The organism is Rania fehmarnensis (assembly GCF_056494185.1).
Map to the genome: position 1 here is coordinate 560,072 of NZ_CM151398.1, position 19,320 is coordinate 579,391.

6 protein-coding genes are annotated in these 19,320 nt (G+C 53.7%); 1 reads left to right on the top strand and 5 read right to left on the bottom strand.

The genetic code is table 11. The features are described from left to right. Positions 1-898 precede the first annotated feature (898 nt). The 5 genes from SH573x_RS02040 to SH573x_RS02060 all read right to left on the bottom strand — a co-directional run bounded on the left by SH573x_RS02040 (position 899) and on the right by SH573x_RS02060 (position 16,686). Entirely contained in the window at positions 899-4,291 is a 3,393-nt protein-coding gene (locus tag SH573x_RS02040; RefSeq protein ID WP_479352624.1) for a DEAD/DEAH box helicase, read from the bottom strand. A gap of 131 nt (positions 4,292-4,422) precedes the next feature. Then, positions 4,423-13,908: an ELWxxDGT repeat protein gene (locus tag SH573x_RS02045; protein WP_479352625.1), complete on the bottom strand. Its 9,486-nt coding sequence runs from the start codon at positions 13,906-13,908 to the stop codon at positions 4,423-4,425. Positions 13,909-14,056: 148 nt separating this feature from the next. After that, positions 14,057-14,842, bottom strand: coding sequence for an anti-sigma factor domain-containing protein (locus SH573x_RS02050; protein WP_479352626.1), 786 nt, complete (start codon positions 14,840-14,842; stop codon positions 14,057-14,059). Further along, a complete protein-coding gene (locus tag SH573x_RS02055) occupies positions 14,842-15,498 on the bottom strand; it encodes an RNA polymerase sigma factor (RefSeq protein ID WP_479352627.1) in 657 nt (218 codons plus the stop codon). The genes SH573x_RS02050 and SH573x_RS02055 overlap by 1 nt, the downstream gene beginning before the upstream one ends. Positions 15,499-15,537: 39 nt before the next feature. Further along, positions 15,538-16,686, bottom strand: coding sequence for a fasciclin domain-containing protein (locus tag SH573x_RS02060; protein ID WP_479352628.1), 1,149 nt, complete (start codon positions 16,684-16,686; stop codon positions 15,538-15,540). Positions 16,687-17,226: 540 nt separating this feature from the next. Between SH573x_RS02060 and SH573x_RS02065 the strand changes: the two genes are divergently transcribed. Continuing rightward, the gene (locus SH573x_RS02065; RefSeq protein ID WP_479352629.1) at positions 17,227-19,269 is read left to right on the top strand and encodes a hybrid sensor histidine kinase/response regulator; all 2,043 of its coding nucleotides are present in this window, start codon (positions 17,227-17,229) and stop codon (positions 19,267-19,269) included. Positions 19,270-19,320 lie beyond the last annotated feature (51 nt).

The following is a 19,320-nucleotide window of genomic DNA, read 5'->3' on the forward strand; positions in this document are numbered from 1 at the left end:
AGTCCTTGGTCATAGGTGGGGTTTGTCGCTATGCAGCTGGACTAGCCGCAGAGAGCCTCGTGGCTCTCTACCCTATGCGATCCTTCATGAGCTTCTCTGCCTTTTCGTAGCTCGTTTCGGTAGCTTTTCGCGTTTTCTTCGGCCATCTTGGCAATCTCAGTTTCGACGTGATTGGCGTGTTGGTTTGCGGAACAGCCTTGCTGTTTTTTGGACTGATGAGACTAACGAGATCGGGCCGGCAAAGACGATACGATCGACATGGCTGCGTCATTCAACAGTACGTTAGTTGGCTATCAACAACCAGGATTGGCTAAAGAGCCCAGGCCGGTTTGGAGATGTTTTGCAGCCTTTGTGATCGTAGTCGTGTTCACTTTAGGCTGCGTGCATCATCAACTGGAGCGGAATACGGCTTTAGCGGCTACTGGGTGTTGCCAGGCGACGTCCACAATCTAGCCAATTTTACGCTGGCCGTGCTGACGATTACGAAGCTTGAGTCCGGAGAAGCGGACGGGAAGAGTGGGTTGATGTTTACGCCTTGAAATCGTAGCGTAAGATCGGTCCGGCCGTCCGCCAAGCCACAGCCGGTTTGAGTTGCATGACCTCAAGTATCTACGTTGTGTATTCGAACACTGCCCGAGTTACCCTCACATCTCATTGATGTGTAGCCAAATCGGATCGACGTTCTGGCGAATACTGCTTGTCTATGAAGGATACTCCCGAGGACGCCACTGGGGCAGCACTCGAAGAGACCGTAGGCTGGCAGCTTATACGATTTGGCCGGTTGAGTCAGAAAGTGTCGAGCAGGCTGAAACATGGATCAGAAGGCGCAGGTGGCAAGCGTGGTGACTCCTGCGCAAACTGACGCCGAGTCAGGTGGGATTGCGGGCTCTATGGATGCTTACTTGGTCAAGAGTGCGATTAGTTCTTGAGTCGATAGGGAGCTGGCTGCGTGTGTGCCGTCGAGTATTCCGGCGACCAGATCGCGTTTGTCTTCGTGAAGTTTGAGGATTTCTTCTTCGATGGTGTTCTTGGCGATCAGGCGATAAACCATCACGGGTTTGGTTTGGCCGATGCGATGGGCGCGGTCGGTGGCTTGGTCTTCTACAGCCGGGTTCCACCAGGGGTCCATGTGGATGACGTAGTCGGCGCCGGTTAGATTCAGGCCTGTACCCCCAGCCTTCAATGAGATCAAGAAGGCAGTGGCATCACCGTTTTGGAACTTGTCGACCTGCTGTTGTCGCTGAACCGGTGAGGTCGAGCCATCGAGGTACTGGTAGGTGAACTTTTCTTCATCCAGCATCGTTCGGATTAATTGCAAGTGCTGTACGAATTGGCTGAAGATCAAGGTGCGGTGGCCTTCTTCTCGCAACTCTTTGAGCGTCTCCAGCAAACTTTCGAGCTTAGTTGAACGCGGCTTCCATTGGTCTTCAACTAAACGGACATGACAGGCGATTTGCCTGAGACGAGTCAGCAAGGCCAGTAACTTGAAACGCTGATCTTTGATGTCGGGCAGCTTGGCAATCTGATTGGCTTGATCGAGGATGGACAGGCGATACTTATCGTAAACCTGGCGTTCTGCCGGGCTTAACTCGACGACCAGGTTCTGTTCAGTTCGGGCAGGCAGGTCTTTTAAGACCTCACGCTTGGTGCGGCGCAAGATGAACGGCTTTAGACGCTCGCGCAGCGCCATGCGTCGGGCCTCGTCTCCGTGCTTCTCGATCGGAGTGGCAAAGCGGCGACGAAATTGTTCCCATCCACCAAACAGTCCCGGCGAAATTATGTGGAACAAGCTCCAGAGCTCGCCGAGATGATTCTCGACCGGGGTACCTGTCAGAGCTACTTTCCAATCCGCCTCGATATTGGCGATCGCCTGCGATGTTTTGCTCTGGCTATTCTTGATGGCTTGGGCTTCGTCAAGAACCAGGTTGGCCCACGAAACCTTGGCAAGCTTATCCGCATCACGCAGTGCCAAACCGTACGAACAAACCACTATATGTCCCGGCCCCAGCTCGTGAAAGAATTCATGGCGATCGGTATCGCGATAGGAGTGTACGCTCAGTTGTGGCGCGAAGCGCTGAATCTCGCGGAGCCAATTGAAGCCAACACTGGTGGGAGCAATTACAAGTGACGGACCACCCGGGGCGCGATCGACTAGTACGGCCAATGTTTGAACTGTCTTGCCCAGTCCCATGTCATCGGCCAGGACACCACCGACGCCCCATTCAGACAATCGCCTCAACCACTTAAAACCATCCGCCTGATAGTCGCGAAGTTCCGCGTTCAAAGCCTGGGGCACTTCAGGTTCGAGAGCTTCTGCATGAGCTAATCGCTCGAGGCATTGTTGCCAGGCTTGTGAGGCATCAACCGTCACGCTCTCTCCAAGCTCGCGCATCGCGATGGCCGCGGTGCGGTCGAACTTCATTTGACCGCGTTCGACATTGACTGCATCCGCCAGCTTTTGCAGACCCTCTTTCAACTCTTCAGAAATCTTGGCCCAACCATGATCGCCAATCTTTACATAGTCACCCACGCTCTCGGTTTCCGAACTGCTGAGCGAATTGATCAGCTCACTTAAATCGATATTACCACCATCCAGTTCGCAGCGGCCATTCAACTGGAACCAATCACGTTTTTTAGAAATAGATACGCGCAAATTCTTGTTTGTCAGCGTACCCAGCGAACGCATGGGCGTCTCAGTGTGTTCGTCCCATAGGACTTCGATTTCACCCGACCGCCGCTCCAGTTGTTCGATCAACTGCAGGCCTTGCTCGAAGGAAACGCGTCCATGGATTGTGCCTCGCTCAAGACCAAATTCGGTTTGAAGCTGTTGAGCGACGGCCCGTTCGTGGGCGGCAGAACGTGTGTGTTGAATGGGTTGCTCATTCTCCACGGTCGAAAAAATCATCGTGCCTTCGCCAGGCATATGAAGTTTGCCTTGTGAGTCGCGCAGCCGAATGCCATATTCGAGGAATCCCTCAGGCCGATAGCGCAGTAAAAATACTGGCACAACAGGCTCTTCGATGGTGTGACCAAATTTCTCAGGCAGGATAATATTGGCGAGCGACTGGAGTTGTTGGCAGCGGTTGATGAAAGTCTGCACGTGGTGTGGTTTACGCACAGGCGGGATTGCGATGAGTGCCTGCATACAACGCACTTGGGAGTTCGCTAGTCGCGTGACATACAATTGTTGTTTTACGGAATCGATTGACACGACTCCATCGCGTCCAAACTTGATCTTTAAGTCTGCCGAAGGAGTCGCCGTTTCGAATAATTCGACGCTCCAAGCGCCATTGACTTCAATTAGCTTTAGAACGGCATTTCCTGCTAGCACCTCATACTCGTCGGAATCGACAATGACGTTCGGCTGTCCAATCAGGCAAAGCAGGGCTTCCACAGCTTGGGATTGGATCGTCGAGTTCCAGCTGGCGTTCTGACCGAGGATTCGCAGCACCGCCAGGTCGGCGGCGGTACGTTCTACCGCAGAATCGAGTAACTGTAATGAAGTTGTACGCCCCTTCTTCCAGCGATCGCCCCGCTTGCTCATACCCTGGACTATCAAAGCCAGGCTGATGTCTGGGTTCAGGCCAACTTGCCAGCCAATGCGCTCGCGTTGGACCGTTTCGATTGGCGGTAGGGCAATGTCCGAGTCGAGCGGCTTGACATCTAAGAAGTTAGTTAGGTTATGCAGGCGATCATTGGTTTCGTCAAACTGAAAGTTGGAAATGTCGAAACTGCCTTCGGAAAACTGGCCGGCGTTAATGCGTGCGACCAACTCGCCGTTGGTGCCTAGTTCTGCGAGAACTTTTTCCACAAAGCCCCAGTTATGTTCGCAAACAAAACGTCCTTGGGACTGGCGACAACTGCAGCCGATGGAAGGGTTTTTCAAACTGGCGAAGACGTTGAATGCTTGAGCCTGGTCGGAGTATGTACCGGTGATGGTGCCGTCAGCGTAAAACGCAGTTATGCGAAAGCCTGAATTGCGTAGCGACATTCTGTTACGCGCCTCGCTGGGAAAGCGATCGCGTAGCAAAAAGTACTCCTTCCGCCAGAGGGTAGCCCGTTCGAGAGCCGGCGGGCTCAAACGACTGGGCTCAGGCTTCGATACTGACTTTGGCTGGGGCGAAGGCAGATTGGGGGTAACTACGCTTTGGGTTGTCGCGCTGGTGAGCGATGACTCGTGTTCATCATGTGCAAACTGGTCACCGACGACCAAGCCCTGGGCTTGCATTTGCTTTAGTTTGCGAAGAGCTTTCTCAACAGCCGTACTAAACTTGCGTTTTCTGCGACCCATCGCTTTCTTTCACAATTCCTAACTTACGGGCGAACAGGCAAATCATGAGACCTATCCTACCTCCAAACCCAAGGCAAGGCGACCGCAGGAGGGAGTCATCCATGCGAATGAAGCTGGATGTGTCCACGCGCCTAGTGCTGGCGTTTTCTCAAGCGCTGCCACTCCTGGCTCAGCATGTCGACCAAGCTATCATCCGACTCGCCTTCGCCGCTTCGCGGTCGGTTAAGCTCGTTGATAACCAATAGCGCGTCGATTGGTGTCACGCTGCCGTTGGCGTTTACGTCCAGGTAGCGGACTGGATCGAAGGGTTCGGGCAACTGCGCAGGTAACTGGAAATTCGTATTGAGGGCATTGACGACGAGCAGGGCGTCCAGTGCAGTTACAAACCCATCATCGTTTACATCCAATGAATTGCGCGGGTTCTGCCATGGAAACGCACGCTCGTTATCGGTAATCGTGATCGTGCGCCTGGCATCGACATAGCCCTGGGCGCGGGCCACAATCTCTGCACCTTGATCACCATCGAGCAACAAGTCGTCAACGGCGGAAATCATAAAGCTGGCTGATTGTCGCCCGGCCGGTATGGTAACGCTCGCAGGAACGGTCGCTTCGGTCACATCTGTGCTTTGAAGTTCTACTGTCAGAGGTTGGCTGATATCCGTGTTATCACGGATGACTTGCCAGGTGGCCACTCCGTCGCGTTCGTTAATTGCACTCACGCTGAAGTGCAGACTTAACTGCTCGAAGTCGACAACCCCGATACTGTCAGTTCCGTCGACGTAACCTACAGCTTGTGCGTGGATTCGAACCTCTTGTTGCCCGTCGAGCAGTGTGTCGTCAACTGATGAAATCGTAAAGTCAATCGATGACTGACCGCCAGGGATGGTGACCTGTGGCGGTACGCTTAACTCAGTGATATCCTCGCTGATCAGTTGAACGATCAGGGGCAGACTTATATCGACGTTGCCGCGGGTCACCGTGCCAATGGCCGACCCATCTTTCTCAAGCATGATAGCGCGGTCTATGGCAACGGACAATGTTTCGTAGTCAAGCACTGTTACAACAGCCGAGGTGCTTTCGTAGCCAGGTGAGGCAATGGTTATCGTGGCTTGCTGTGTGCCCTCCAACAAGTTGTCATCCAAAATCGTATAACCGATCGAAAACCGGTTGAATCCGGCTGACAGCTCAACGCTATTGGGAACCGAGATAACTGCTGGAGCGCTGCTGGTCAAAAACAACGTCCGACCAACCTGCGTATCGGTGTTACTGAGTGTCACGATCAGATTACCGAACCCGTCATTCTCAGCAACCGCTGCCAGCGGGGCAATGGACAGTTCCTCAAAGTCTGTCACGGACAGGCTGGCAACGTTCTCAATAAAACCAGCCGCCCTAGCAATAATCGATAGTGCCTGGGAGCCATCGAGCAGCTCGTCATCCACAGCATCAATCGTAAAGCTGACGGACTGTTGTCCAGCAGGTATGACAATACTCGAGGGCAAGGTCGCTTCACTGGCATCGCTACCGCTTAATTGAACGATGATTGCCTGGTCGAAAGCCGAGTTACCGCGCGAGACAGTGGCGGTGGTCTGGCCGTTCTTTTCGCTGATCTGCGTTGCAGCCAGGCTGAGTGTGAGTCGTTCAACATCCGTGATGGTCAAATCGACTTCCGCTCCTGGGATGTATCCCGCAGAGCTGACGGCGATTCGAGCGACTCGATCTCCGTCTAACAAATTGTTATCCAAAATGTCTATCGAAAAACTGACGGACTTCTCGCCCGCAGGTATAACGACCGTCGCGGGAGGGCGTGCGGTACTGGCGTTACTGCTACTTACATTGACGGTAATGGGTTGCTCGATGTTGGTGTTGTTGCGCGTGACCGTTGCCATCACCGACCCAGTTGCTTCGGATACTTCGGAACTGCCCAGCGTAAGCGACAGAGTTTCGTAATCGGTAATCGTGAAGAAGCCAGCCCCGAACTGGTAACCGGGCGCCGTTACTTGCAAACGTATTATTGGAAAAACAAACAGCTCCTGGTCGTCTACCGCAGTGACCGGGAACGTCGTCGAGCGCTGACCGGCTGGGATCACGATCGTCGTAGGTACGACAACTTTGTGAAGCGCATTGACACCGACTTCGACCGTCAGAGGTTGATCAACGTCGCTGTTTCCACGTGTGACCGTGGCCATCGTCGAGCCATCATTTTCGCTGATGATGCTGGGTGCAGCCTCGATGTACAGGTATTCGACGTCGGTGATATCCAGGAATTGCGACGAACCGACATAACCAGGACTTGTTACTGTAATCGTTACGCGTTGCGTACCATCGAGCAAATCATCGTCGACAGCATCGATCAGGAAGTAGCCGACCGATTGGCCAGCCGGAATGGTAAAGGACGTGGGTGCAGCGGCCTGAGTCTTGTCGGAGATGTGGATAAAGACAACTAAGTCCTGATCGATGTTAGTGTTGCTGCGTGTGACGGTTGCCGCTGCGCCACCGCCTTGCTCGGGAGTCAACGCGCCGCCTAATTCCAGCTCCAACGATTCTGCATCAGTCACCACAAAGCTATAAGGAAAGTCGACATAGCCTGCAGCCCGCGCGGTGATGGTGAGTTGTTGAGAACCATCGAGAATCGCATCGTCAATCACGTTAATGGTAAAGGCGACTTCGCTTTGCCCGGCTGGAATAGTGAGTGTCGGCGGCACGGTGACTTCAGTCGTGTCACTGCTGGTGAGCGTGAATACCAGAGGAGCCGCCATATCGGTGTTGCTGCGCTTTACGATGGCGGTCATTTGACCGCGGTCTTCCGCCACCGACGCTTCAGCCGGAGTAAAGGTCAGGTACTCGTAGTCCGTTACGGTAACCTGACCCGAGCTCGACCTATAGCCCGTAGCGGAAACAGTGAGGCTAACTAGTTGCGGACCGTCGAGCAAATCATCATCACGAGAAGTAATGGTGAACTTGGCCAAGGTCTGGCCAGCGGCAATTTGAATTAGCCCAGGGAATGTCAACTCGCTCTCATCACCGCCGGAAACATTTACCAGTAGCACTGAATCGATGTCGGTGTTACTACGGGTTACCGTCGCTTCGAGCGATCCACTAAACTCACTCATCGAACTTGCACTAAAGATCACTGACAGCGATTCAGAGTCGAGGATATTGAAAGTGGTCGCGCCATCGACGTAGCCAACACTCGTGCCCCGAAGCGATACCGCTTGCGTGCCATCAAGCAACGAATCATCGACCCCTGTAATCGCAAACGTCACCGACGCTCGACCAGCAGGTATCACAACGCTGGTCGGTGCGGTTGCTTCTGTGGGATCGTCTATGAAGAGTTGAACGGTAACAGGTTGATCCAAGTCGACATTGCTACGGGTAACAGTGCCTGTGGCAACTCCGTCAATTTCACTGATCGCCCCGGGGGCGACCGAGACAACAAGTGTCTCATGGTCGCTAACCTCGATGCTTGCGTCGCTACCCACGTATCCAGCCGCCGTAGCCGCAATTGTTACCTGCTGACTACCATCAAGCAGCGAATCATCAACGCCGTTGACGGTGAAGGAAACGGCGGCCTGACCAGCAGGAATCGTAACCGATGCCGGTACCGTGGCTTCGCTCGTGTCGCTGCTGGCAAGCGTTACCACGAGTGCCAGGCTGCTGTCGGTGTTGCTCCGAGTAACCGTGCCAATGAGAGTTCCGGAATTCTCCGACATTTGGTTGGGCGAGAGCGTAACTTGAACGATCTCGTAGTCACTTACTGCAATTGAGGCGTTTGACGAAGAATAGCCAACGGCGCTAGCCGTCACGACCGCAACTTGTTCGCCATCCAATAGTGCATCATCGACGGAATTCAGCGTAAAGGTCGCTGAACTCGCGCCTGCAGGGATGGTGACGCTCGTGGGAATGTTGGCTTCTGTCGTATCGGACAGCGAGAGATTGACCACCAGCGGCTGCTGCAGGTCGATGTTACTGCGACGGACGGTACCGACGGCCGATCCATTTTGCTCACTGATCGAGGTACTATCGAACGTGAGCTCGAGGTTCTCGACATCATTCACGGTAAACGTTTGAGTGTCCCCCACGTAGCCTGTGGCACTGACACTAATGCTCACGCTCTGTGAACCGTCTAACAAGGCATCATCAATCGTGGTAACAGAAAACGCGGCGCTGCTTTGTCCAGAGGGAATGACAACCGTGGTCGGCACGGTGGCTTCCGTTACATCCGAACTGGTGAGTGTGACAGTCAACGAACTACCGATGTCTGTGTTACTGCGAGATACGGTGGCAGTAACTGTTTGACTATTCTCGTTGGCTTTTCCACTTGAGAGCGACAGCGACAAGAATTCAGCATCCGTCACAGTAATTTGCGATCCGTGTGGGACATAGTTCACTGCGTTGGCAATGATCGTGACAGTTTGGGGGCCGTCGAGCAAGCTATCGTCAATGCTCGTAACCGTAAAGGTCGCCGATGATTGGAAGGCGGGAATGGTGACCGACATCGGAATGCTTAACTCACTGGCATCCAAATTCGTGAGTTCTACCACGACGGGATTCTCGATATCAGTATTGGATCGCGTGATTGTCGCGGTGGCTTCCTGGTTGTCTTCGCGAATCACACTGGGGTCGAACGTGATGCTTAAAGTTTCAAAGTCTTGGACGAAGACCATCGCGTCGCCCGATACATATCCGTCAGCCGAGGCGAGAATCGACGAGAAACGTTGACCGTCCAGCAGGTCATCGTCCACCGCCGTGATGGTAAAGGTTGTCGATGACTGGCCTGCCGGTATCACGACTTCCGCAGGCACACTGGCTTCAGTTGTATCCTGACTTAACAAGCGTACCAACAGTGGTGAACTGTTGTCGGTATTGCTACGAGTGAGTGTACCGATAGCACTACCACCAAACTCGCTTATCTCCTGGGGCTCGATGCTGACCGACAGCGATTCGTAGTCCAGCACGCGGAGCTCTGCGGTTGCTGCTGGATAGTCAACCGCGCTGGCCATGATGACGACAGTTTGCGTTCCATCCAACACAGCGTCGTCGATGGCGGTGATGTCGAAGAGAGCTTCGATTTGTCCGGCTTCCAGCGTAACTGATGCGGGCAAGCTAACTTCGCTAGAGTCATTGGTTGATAGGTTAACCACTACTTTTGATTGGCTATCGGACCCGGCCCGTCTTAGACTTGCGCGTGCGATGCCCCCAACTTCGCTGATCTCCGCAGGATCGATGGTCAATGTTAACTCGGTCAGTGCCAGTTGTACGGACTTGTCACCGTAGATGAGCTTCCAGCTTTTGCCGACGGGCGGTGTGGGGGCGACCAGGCTTGTGAACGTCCCAGTCACTGCGGATGAGGCTGTAATGATCTCGTAGGGCACATCACTTGTAGGCACATAGCCGTCCAGAGATTTTACAACTAGTTGACCGCCCAGAGTTGCCGTTCCGAGGTCGTGATATTGATCATGCTGCGCGCCCGCAGTTGTTCCACCGATATCCGCGATCAACGTTCCTACATACTCGGTGTCACTGTTTACCGAGGTTGCAGGTCCGGCAATGGGCGCGTATGTGCCAGTTATCTCGACTCGTTCCAGCAGTCCATCTCCAACCAGGTAACCAGCCACGGTCAGCGGCCGCGAGCTGCTTTGACCTGCCAGCTTGCCGAGGTTGCGTATCGGGTTATTGTCGGTATTGGGTGTCTGAATGACTCCGAATCCGGTGACCACGTAGGAATCGAGTATTGTAAGTCCTTGGGCGGCAATCAGGTTACCGGGAGCTGCGTCGACACCCAGTTTGGTCAGGCTGCCTGGGACTGCCTCGTCTTCATCCAGCACAGTTAATGTATGTGGGCCGATATCTGTCGTGCCGTGTGATACGAACCCGACGCTGGACGACGCATCACCTACTGTCAGATCACCATCGAGAGAAACTAGCGAGTCGGCAGCACCACTAAACTCACCGTGAATGGACCCGTGGCCACTCAGTTGTGCGCCTGCACCCAAGTTGATCTGACGCGCCGTGAGTGTTCCGCCATCAATTGATGAACTCAGTGGCAGCTCCAATGGCAATACGGCCTCGATCGAGATATCAGCGGCACCGATGTCAAAGCTGGAAGCGAAATTAACCTTCCCATAAGCTTTGAAGGCCAGCGTTTCAAAGTCAGCCATCGTTACCGTGCTGAACGGCGCGCCGTCGAAAGTATCAAAGCGCCGCACTGAATCGTGTTGGCTGTAGGTTCCGTCTGTATTACCAAATCCTAGTACGCTAACCGAGTCGCTCCCGCCCTGAGCCCGCAGTTGGAGCCCGCCAGGCAACGAGAAGAAACCTCCACTGGCATAATCTACGAGGATCGTATCCGACCCGCTATCCGAGCCAAGGATCAACACTGAATTTGTGGAAGCAAGTGAACTGACGAGCAAGTTACTTTGCGTGGTGTTGTCGATCACGACTATATCCGAGCCGCTGCGCTTGATTGTCAAGTTAGTGCTGCTGGCGCTGGTCAGGTCAACAATGGAATTGGCAGAGACTTCCAGCGCATAGTCTTCGACTTCGCCAGTCGCAGCTGGTCCAAGCGGAGTTAGTCCGGATTCGTTCGCAATTCTCAAGCGCGCGAATGTTTTGCCGGCCTTGGCACTACTAGGAACCGCAAAGCTGTGTTGATTCGTACCTGAGACGACCGATGCTCCAGCGACGACATGTTCACCGGCATCTTGCCAATCACCATCTTGATTCCAATCGATCCACGCGTACAAACGCGTTTGAGCGGTGGCGTTGCTAATCAATGTTGTCAGGGTATAGTTGGTGCCACTCTCCAGATTGGTGACGCTTGACCAACCGTCCTCGTCGTCGTTGCCCGACGTGTCATCACCGTTGGCTTCCGCAGTAGGCATGCCATCTGGTTCACCAGTGTCCCGACTCAGGCCCAGTATCGGTCCAAAGCCCAGATGTCGTGCGCCGTTATCGGCAAGTCGAGTTCCAAACGGTGCATCGCCATAATCGCTGGCTACCAGTGCAAAGAGTTCGCTACCTACGTCGTTATTAAGCCCACCAAAGTAAATTGTCCCACCGATTTCAACCAGGTCCGATGTCACAACTGGAGCCGCGCGACCGCTGGGATCGACAACTGGTTGCGTGCCTTGAGTCGTTCCATCTGTGGACCAGAGCGCGGTCTGGCTAGCGGTGAAGTACACGCTGCCATTAAGATTGGCAAGCTTCGCCCGCAAGAAGTAAAAACTCGCATCGGTCGTCAACTGCTTTACCATGCGCGTACCTGTGGCAGTTCCGTCGCTGGTCCACAATCCCTTCTGTGCAGCAGCACTATCGGTAAAGAAGTAGAGTTGCCCATTGACATTGGTCAGTCGGAACGGATTGCTGCTGGCACCACCCGGAACGATGTCTTTGACCAGCGTCATCCCTTGAACCGTGCCGTCGGTCTTCCACAGTTCAACACCTGTATTGGGTGCCCTTGAGGTAGATAATCCGAAGTATAGAGTTCCATTTACATTGGCCAGTTCGCCTCTGAAATTGATGTCAAACGCGCCGGTTCCACTTGCCGTACCATCGGTGTAGTAAAGTTCTGTTCCATGTTGGAACAGAAACTTGCCATTGAACTCTGCGACCGTAGTTATCAATGTCGAAGATGGACCAGCGGTCAGATCGATAACCATGGCTGTGCCGGCTGCAGTACCATCGCTCCTCCACACTTCGTAGCCTTGCTGAGTCGCTCCGCGTGCGCGGAAAAAGAGCCTCGAGCCCACCACGGTCAACTTGCTGGGATTAGAAGACTGCGAACCGGGGAAGATGTCGACTGCCAGATTGGTTCCGCTGGCCGTTCCATCGCTGCGCCAGAGCTCGCCGCCCGTGACGCCATCGCTGCTCGCGAAATACAGTTGCCCACCGAGGTTAACCAACTCGCCCAGGGCAAAAGCGTTGTAGCTGGCAGTTGAATTATTCGGATTGGCGTCCCTGACTAGCTGCGTGCCTGCAATGGTGCCGTCGGATCGCCATAGTTCGAAACCATGCGTTCCATCGTTGGCGAAGAAGAACAGACTTCCATTCGACTCAGTAAGCGCATGTGGATACGAACTACCGTTACCGGGTCGAATGTCGATTACGAAAGTGCCAGCAGCGGTCCCATCGGAGCGCCAGAGTTCTTTGCCATGGTTGCCATCGTCGGCCGTGAAATAGAGTATGCCATTAACATTGATCAATGATGATGGATTAGAACTCGAGGGACGCTCGAAGTCTTTCAGGAAAATAGTTCCGGCGACTGTCCCATCGCTGAGCCACAATTGTGTCGAGTTGCTCTGCACCGGACTGGGACCAACATCGTCATTTACTGTCAACAGTGATTTTCCAAGGGCTGGATAGATATTTTCCAGCCCGGCATTCGAACCGGGCAAAAACTCTTTCAGCAGGGAAGTGCCGGTAGTCGTTCCATCCGTTCGCCACAATTCGAAATTTTGATTGGATTCAGCACCCCTGAACACAGCCGAGCTGCCTAGACTTGTAACGTCGAAACCGTCTGCATCTTTTACCAAGACGGTCCCGGTGCTTGTCCCATTGGACTTCCAGAGTGCAAAGCCTCCGCTGGGTTTAGCAACGCGCAGGAACATCTCGTTTCCAAATTCGCCGACGAATTGTGGAGACGAGCTATCAACTCCTGGATTAATGTCTTTAACCAGTGACGAACCAGCCACAGTCCCATCGGTCTTCCACAATTCTTCTCCGTTGGCAGGATCCGTATTGCTGAAATAGAGAAGACCACCGTAGCTGCGGAAATCGACTTCTGCGGTCAACGGCATGGAAGCAGTGGTTCCAGCAGCCGTGCCATCGCTTCTCCACAATTCTCGTATAAAAATGTTGAGCTGATTTTGAAAGAACAACTTTCCGTCGGCAGTTACGAAATCGCTGAGTGCCCCAGAAATGGTCTTAACAAGAGTGGTACCTGCCAGCGTTCCGTTAGAAGTGAACAAGCGAGAGTTAAAATCGGATAAGCCAACTGGTTGCGTGGACAAGAACGCCTGGCCGTTGACCACCAAAGCGTTGCTCAGAATGCCGTCACTAAACTGCCGGGGCGGTTGACCGATACTTTCGATCACGTACGAAACGGTGGAGCCGGAAGCAGGCGTGGCTGAAAAGAATAATGCGTCGCCCAGTACAAAGAGCCCCGAAGGTGACGAACCGCCCTCACCAACGCGGATATCGTTGACCATGACCGTACCGTCGGGCGTGCCGTCGCTCTTCCATAACTCGGCGCCGCTTTTTCCATCGTTGGCCCTAAAGAACAACGTGCCGTTTACGTTGACCAAGTCGCTCAGGTATGAAGAGGGTTGTCCAAGATAGATATCTTTCACCAATTCGGTGCCGGACGGTGTTCCATCGGTTCGCCACAACTCTTTTCCGTACTCCACGGTCTCTGCGGAGAAATAGACCCACGATCCAACTTGAACAAAGTCACTCATTGGAAGACTAGTCAAGTCGTTCTGCGGGTTGATGTCCTGGACCAGACGGACATCATTGGCCAGCAATCGGCGAGTCTCAAACTGTTCAAAGCCCAAAACTGGCTTAGGCCGGCGCGAACGGAATTTAAGCTTTCCACTTAGCCACTTGCAGTGGTCTTTCATCGGTACGAATCCTCGGGCGAATCAAACTCGGTCGCCCGATTATAACTAATGCGCGCAGGCCGGCACAAGAAAAGTGAGGTTGCGCCAACTGAGTTCCACTACCCCACATACCAACATCACCATAGCCCCCGCCAGCAGCGGTAAACCGTTATGGCACCATTGCCAGGAGAGGTAAGCGATCCTGCGTCGATACGACTACTCCGCCGGGTTTCTCGATGGTTACGGCGAAGGCTTTGGGTTGTCCCACAGCCAGCTTGGCTTGGATGGGTATGATCGATTCTCCCTGCGAAGTAATATTGAATACGCCGCCGTCGATCGGTTCGTCGTCCCGAGATGGATCGATGATCCACAGTTGATATTGCTCAAGCCTCGGATCATTGATTGGCATATCGACAAATCTCATGTATCCACTCTGCGCGGAATTGCTCCACACTACATCACCCGTCACCTTCGTCGGTAGCGGAGTCTTGCCCTCAGTCCACCCTGTTTGAATGAGGTCCTGTGCCGAAGCGATCAGCCTTTGCCGCGTGCCCGCTGGGTTGTCACCGGGCAGAGTGTGCTGATTGGAGTTTCGCCAGGCTATCAGCGCCATCACCGAGGCAGCCAGGCAAGCCAGCCACGCCAGCCTTTCGCGCAACCGCGCGGCGCGATAAATGGCGCGCGGTACCACCTCTGCCTGCGACGCTGAGCTGTTGGCCGATACGTGAGCTCGGCCGGCGGCAGTTATGGCCAGACGCAGCTTGTCAGGCATGGTCTCACTAAGGTCTGCCCCAGACAATGTGGCTAGCGCGGCGATTCTTTCCAAATCCTTCACCATACCGGCACTTGCGGAGTCGGTTACATTGCCCAGCTGTGCGAACTCATCTTCAGATAGCTCACCCAATACAAAGCCTGCCAGGTATTCTTCTAATTCAGACTCTCTTGAAGGCTTCACTATTGTGCCTCCTGCAGCGAAGTGGTTAGCGGTCGTTTAACGCAGTCGCGAAGTGCCAGCAACCCTCGTCGCGCAAATGATTTGACACTACCCAGAGGCATGCACAGTGACGTTGAGACTTCTTGATGCGACATGCCTTCATGGAGAATCAACTTCAGTACGCTCTGCGCGTGCGCGGTGAGCTGCTCCATGCAGCTGCGCACCTTCGTGAGTTCATCGGCTAGCTCGAGTGAATTGGAACTACTGGCCACAGTTTGCAGAACTGTTTGATCGCTCAGCTCCATAACCTGTACCGTCGCTGCTTGCTTGCGAATACGATCGACCAGTCTACGCCTGGCGATGATGGATACAAAGGTAACTTCACTACCGCGATCGGGTTGAAAGGAGCTGGCATTCTTCCACAGATCGATAAAGATCTCTTGGACAACATCTTCTGCATCGTGCGAAGTTCTGGTCATACGACGCGCCAGTGACCAGATCAGTCCACCGTATCTCTCGACAAAGCGATTCACGGCAGACACATCCCCAGCCGCAATTTGCGGTAGGAGAGGAGCTCCTGCGAAAGCATCCGCTGACGGTTGACTATAAGCTGAATCGTCCATAACACCTGCAGCAGCTAAGAATGCATACAACTCGGTGCCCTTAGTTTGGGGCACCGAGTCTCCAGAAGCAACTCTTTGACGATCACTTTTGAACTATTGATGAGTTTCGAGCTGCGCGAACATTTGATCAATGCCCCGACGCAGAATCCACGCTTGCTCGGTGGGACATTGGGTATGGCTAGCCTGTCGAATCACGCTGGACATGTGCGACCTCACGCCAGCTGGCAGCGAAGTTGACATCAACTCGTGCATGGTATTGCTGTAGACGGTGGCGCACGCGGAGTGGTGGCCGGCGTTGTACAGCGGTGCACCCTGGGCTATGGCATCTGCCAACTTACGTTGTACCTGTGCTCCCTTGGCGGGCGGCATGATGACGCTGTCGATGATATGGATAACGCCGTTGGAGGCGTCGACATCGGTGGCTAAGATCTTGGCTCCCTGGATCGTTGGGGCACTATCTTGGATGGCCACGTTGGCGCTTGCTCCTTGCAGTGTCTTCACTGTCTTGCTGGCGAGTACCTGCTCGGAATAGACGCGGCCCGCGACGACGTGGTACTTGAGAATATCGACCAGCTTGCCTTTGTTCTCGGGCTTGAGCAATGACTCGACGGTTCCGCCGGGTAGTTTCGCAAAGGCTTCATCGGTGGGAGCAAATACGGTAAATGGACCTTCGCCAGCCAATACTTCGGCCAGCCCAGCAGCCTTGGCTGCGGCCAGCAGCGTTTCGAACTTGCCTGCGGCCTTCGCGGTTTCGGGAATGGTTTGGGTGGCGGGCAGGATCACCGAATCGATGACATGGATCACTCCGTTATCGCACATGATATCCGCGGTTAGCACCTTCGCCGTGTCAACCTTGACGCCGTCTTTATCAGTCTGAATATCCACGCGTTGTCCGTTGACAGTCACCGCACCGCGCAGTTTCACCACTTCTTTGGCAGTGACTTTCCCTGGGACGACGTGGTAGGTCAAGATGGCGACCAGTTTCCGGCGGTTCTCTGGCTTGAGTAGATCGGCTACCGTTTCTGGAGGCAGCTTGGCAAAGGCTTCATCGGTGGGCGCAAACACAGTGAACGGCCCTTTGCCTTTGAGCGTGTCGACCAATTCAGCTGAAGCCAACGCTGTCGCCAAAGTTTTGAACTGGCCGGCTTTGACCGCCGTCTCCACAATATCAGCTGCCTGACAAACAGTGGCCCAACCCACGGCCGTAGCCAGAGCCAACGCGCGACAAATCCCCATTCTCATCGTCTTCTCCCTATCCATTGAAAATTCGAAAGCCATGATCGATACTTGCCAACGATTTCGTAGACAGAAGGCAACTGGATGCAAGAATTCACGAATTTTTAGGAATTCACTCGAGGCTGCGTGAGCTTGTTTCGCAAGTCCATGAGTTGGAGGCGAACTGCCGTGCAGCTGTCCAGACTGTCAGCGACTATCAGAGTTCCTCGCCAATCCCACTTCGGCGGAAGCGCGTTTTCAGCTAGCCAAGCATCGGCGACAGCATTTGCATGGCGTCATCCAACGTGCCAATTGTGATTGCACGCACGAAACCTTCAGAGTCGACGGAGTGTAGAATGTGCCGGCTCCGAACTTTGTTCACTAACAAGGCCTTCTGGGGTTCGGCCTTTAATCCCGCGCTAAGTCAATCGCGAAAGTTCGTCAAGTTCAGGTCCGCGAATGAATGCTCCGAAACCCGAGTTAACCGACGGCCAAGGGCTGATGCCAGAGCTTGCCTCCGAAAGTCTATCGTCTCCGCCGCCGACATTCCGATCCAAAGTTCCGTATTTGATTGTCTTCTTCCTGGCGTATGTCACTGCTGGAGGGTTAGGGCAGGGGCTGGCGATCATCCCGGGAGTGGCCATTACAATCTGGCCACCAGCAGGTCTCCTGACCGGTGTACTGTTGAAGTCGGGAAGTAGAATTTGGCACTGGTGGTTGCTTACTGCATTTGCAGCAGAAATGACATGCAATTGGATCTGGTTCCATAACCCGATTCAATTTGCACTGGTCTACTTTTTGGCAAACGCAATCGAAGCGTCCATCACTGCTTCTTTGACGACTTGGCTGGTAGGTTCAAATCAAGCGTTCCAGTCGATCAAAGGTTCCATTGTCGCGATCGTTGTCGGGGCCCTCCTATCACCGCTGGCCGGCGCACTGATTATCGCTTCCACGGACGCTTTGATTGGGAAGCATACGTTTAGCACTGCATTCCCGCTAGCTTGGCTGGGGGATGCAACGGGCTTTCTCGCCGTAGCGCCGGTAACCATCGCTCTAATTACCGAATGGCAGCAGAGAAAGAAATTCTCAATTCTTAGGCATCTTGAGGCATGGTTGGTACTAACTTTCCTCGCAGTGGTTTGCGCGTTGGGCCTGTACGATTATCTGCCCACGATTTACTTCGTACTGCCCTTTGCCTTGTGGGTTGCCCTGCGCTTCCAGTTAACTGGAGCGTCAATAGCAATCGCCTTAGTGCTGATCGAAACCGCCGTGTCAGTTACCCAAATGCCCCTTGAGCGCAGTCCAGAGGATTTAAAAACGCACACTATTGTTTTGCAGTGTTTTCTGTCCATCACGGCCATTTCGTCCGTATTGGTTGCGGCGTTGTCGCTACAGTACAAGAACGCCCTTGATAGCCTTGCCGAACTCAATGTAAGACTAGAAGAACGCGTAAAGACTAGGACTGCGGAGTTGGCAGCCAGCGAGAATAGACTAAAACAAGCAGACATCCGAAAGAACCAGTTTCTGGCAACGCTGGCTCACGAATTGAGAAACCCCATCGCTGCGATTCAAAGCAGCCTGCAATTGATGGTGCTTGAGGCAGCAGGGGCAGACGAACGCAACTTTGCCCAAGGAATCACGCAACGGCAACTGCACCGAATGATTCGCATGGTCGACGATTTACTGGATGTGAATCGTATCTCGCTTGGTAAGCTCGTGATCAAAAGCCAGGTCGTGGATGTACACGGGATAATTACTGAAGCCATCGAAGCTGCGCGGGCAATTGTCGACGAAAAGCATCACACATTGAACCTCGCTCTGGCGACCGAGCGTTTTCTGGTCGAGGTAGACAGCTCGCGTCTAACGCAGGTGTTCATCAACCTATTGACCAATGCAGCAAAGTATACTCCCGCTGGCGGAACCATATTGATAAGTACCGCTAAGGATCAAGGTGCAGTAGTTGTCACGGTCACGGACAACGGGAATGGAATTCCCAGCCACATGATTGAGCGGGTATTCGACATATTTATCCAAGTAGATGGGCAAGACGCGGATGAATCACGCGGTGGGCTGGGCATCGGCTTGGCATTGGCCAAAGCGATAGTAGAGCTGCTGGGAGGCCGAATTGTTGCGCGCAGTGCTGGTGTCAACCTGGGTAGCCAATTCGAAGTGCGTTTGCCGCTGACAAGTAAAGCGATTTTGCCTGAAGGCATCGAAGATTCCGCAAGTGCAAGCGAACTCGTAAAGCATCGAATTCTGGTTGTTGATGACAATCGTGATGCTGCAGAGTCACTTGCATTAATCTGCAAGCTGTATCACCACGAAGTAATGACGGCACATTCTGGCCAGGCGGCACTAGAGTGTGCTAATTCGTTTCGACCAAGCGTAATACTATTGGATTTAGGTATGCCGTTGATGGATGGTTACGAGACCTGCAGGCGAATGCGCGAGCAATCTTGGTCGGCAACCGTAACCATCGTTGCACTTACCGGCTGGGGCCAAGAAGAAGATCGCGCACGATCCCAAGAAGCCGGGTTTGATCACCACGTTGTTAAACCAATTGAGATTTCCACGCTTCGCACTTTGCTCGGTGCCCCCAGAGCTTGCTGAAGGCTAATTCGGCAGTGGATCCAAGCACGTGGACACGTGCTTATTTATCCT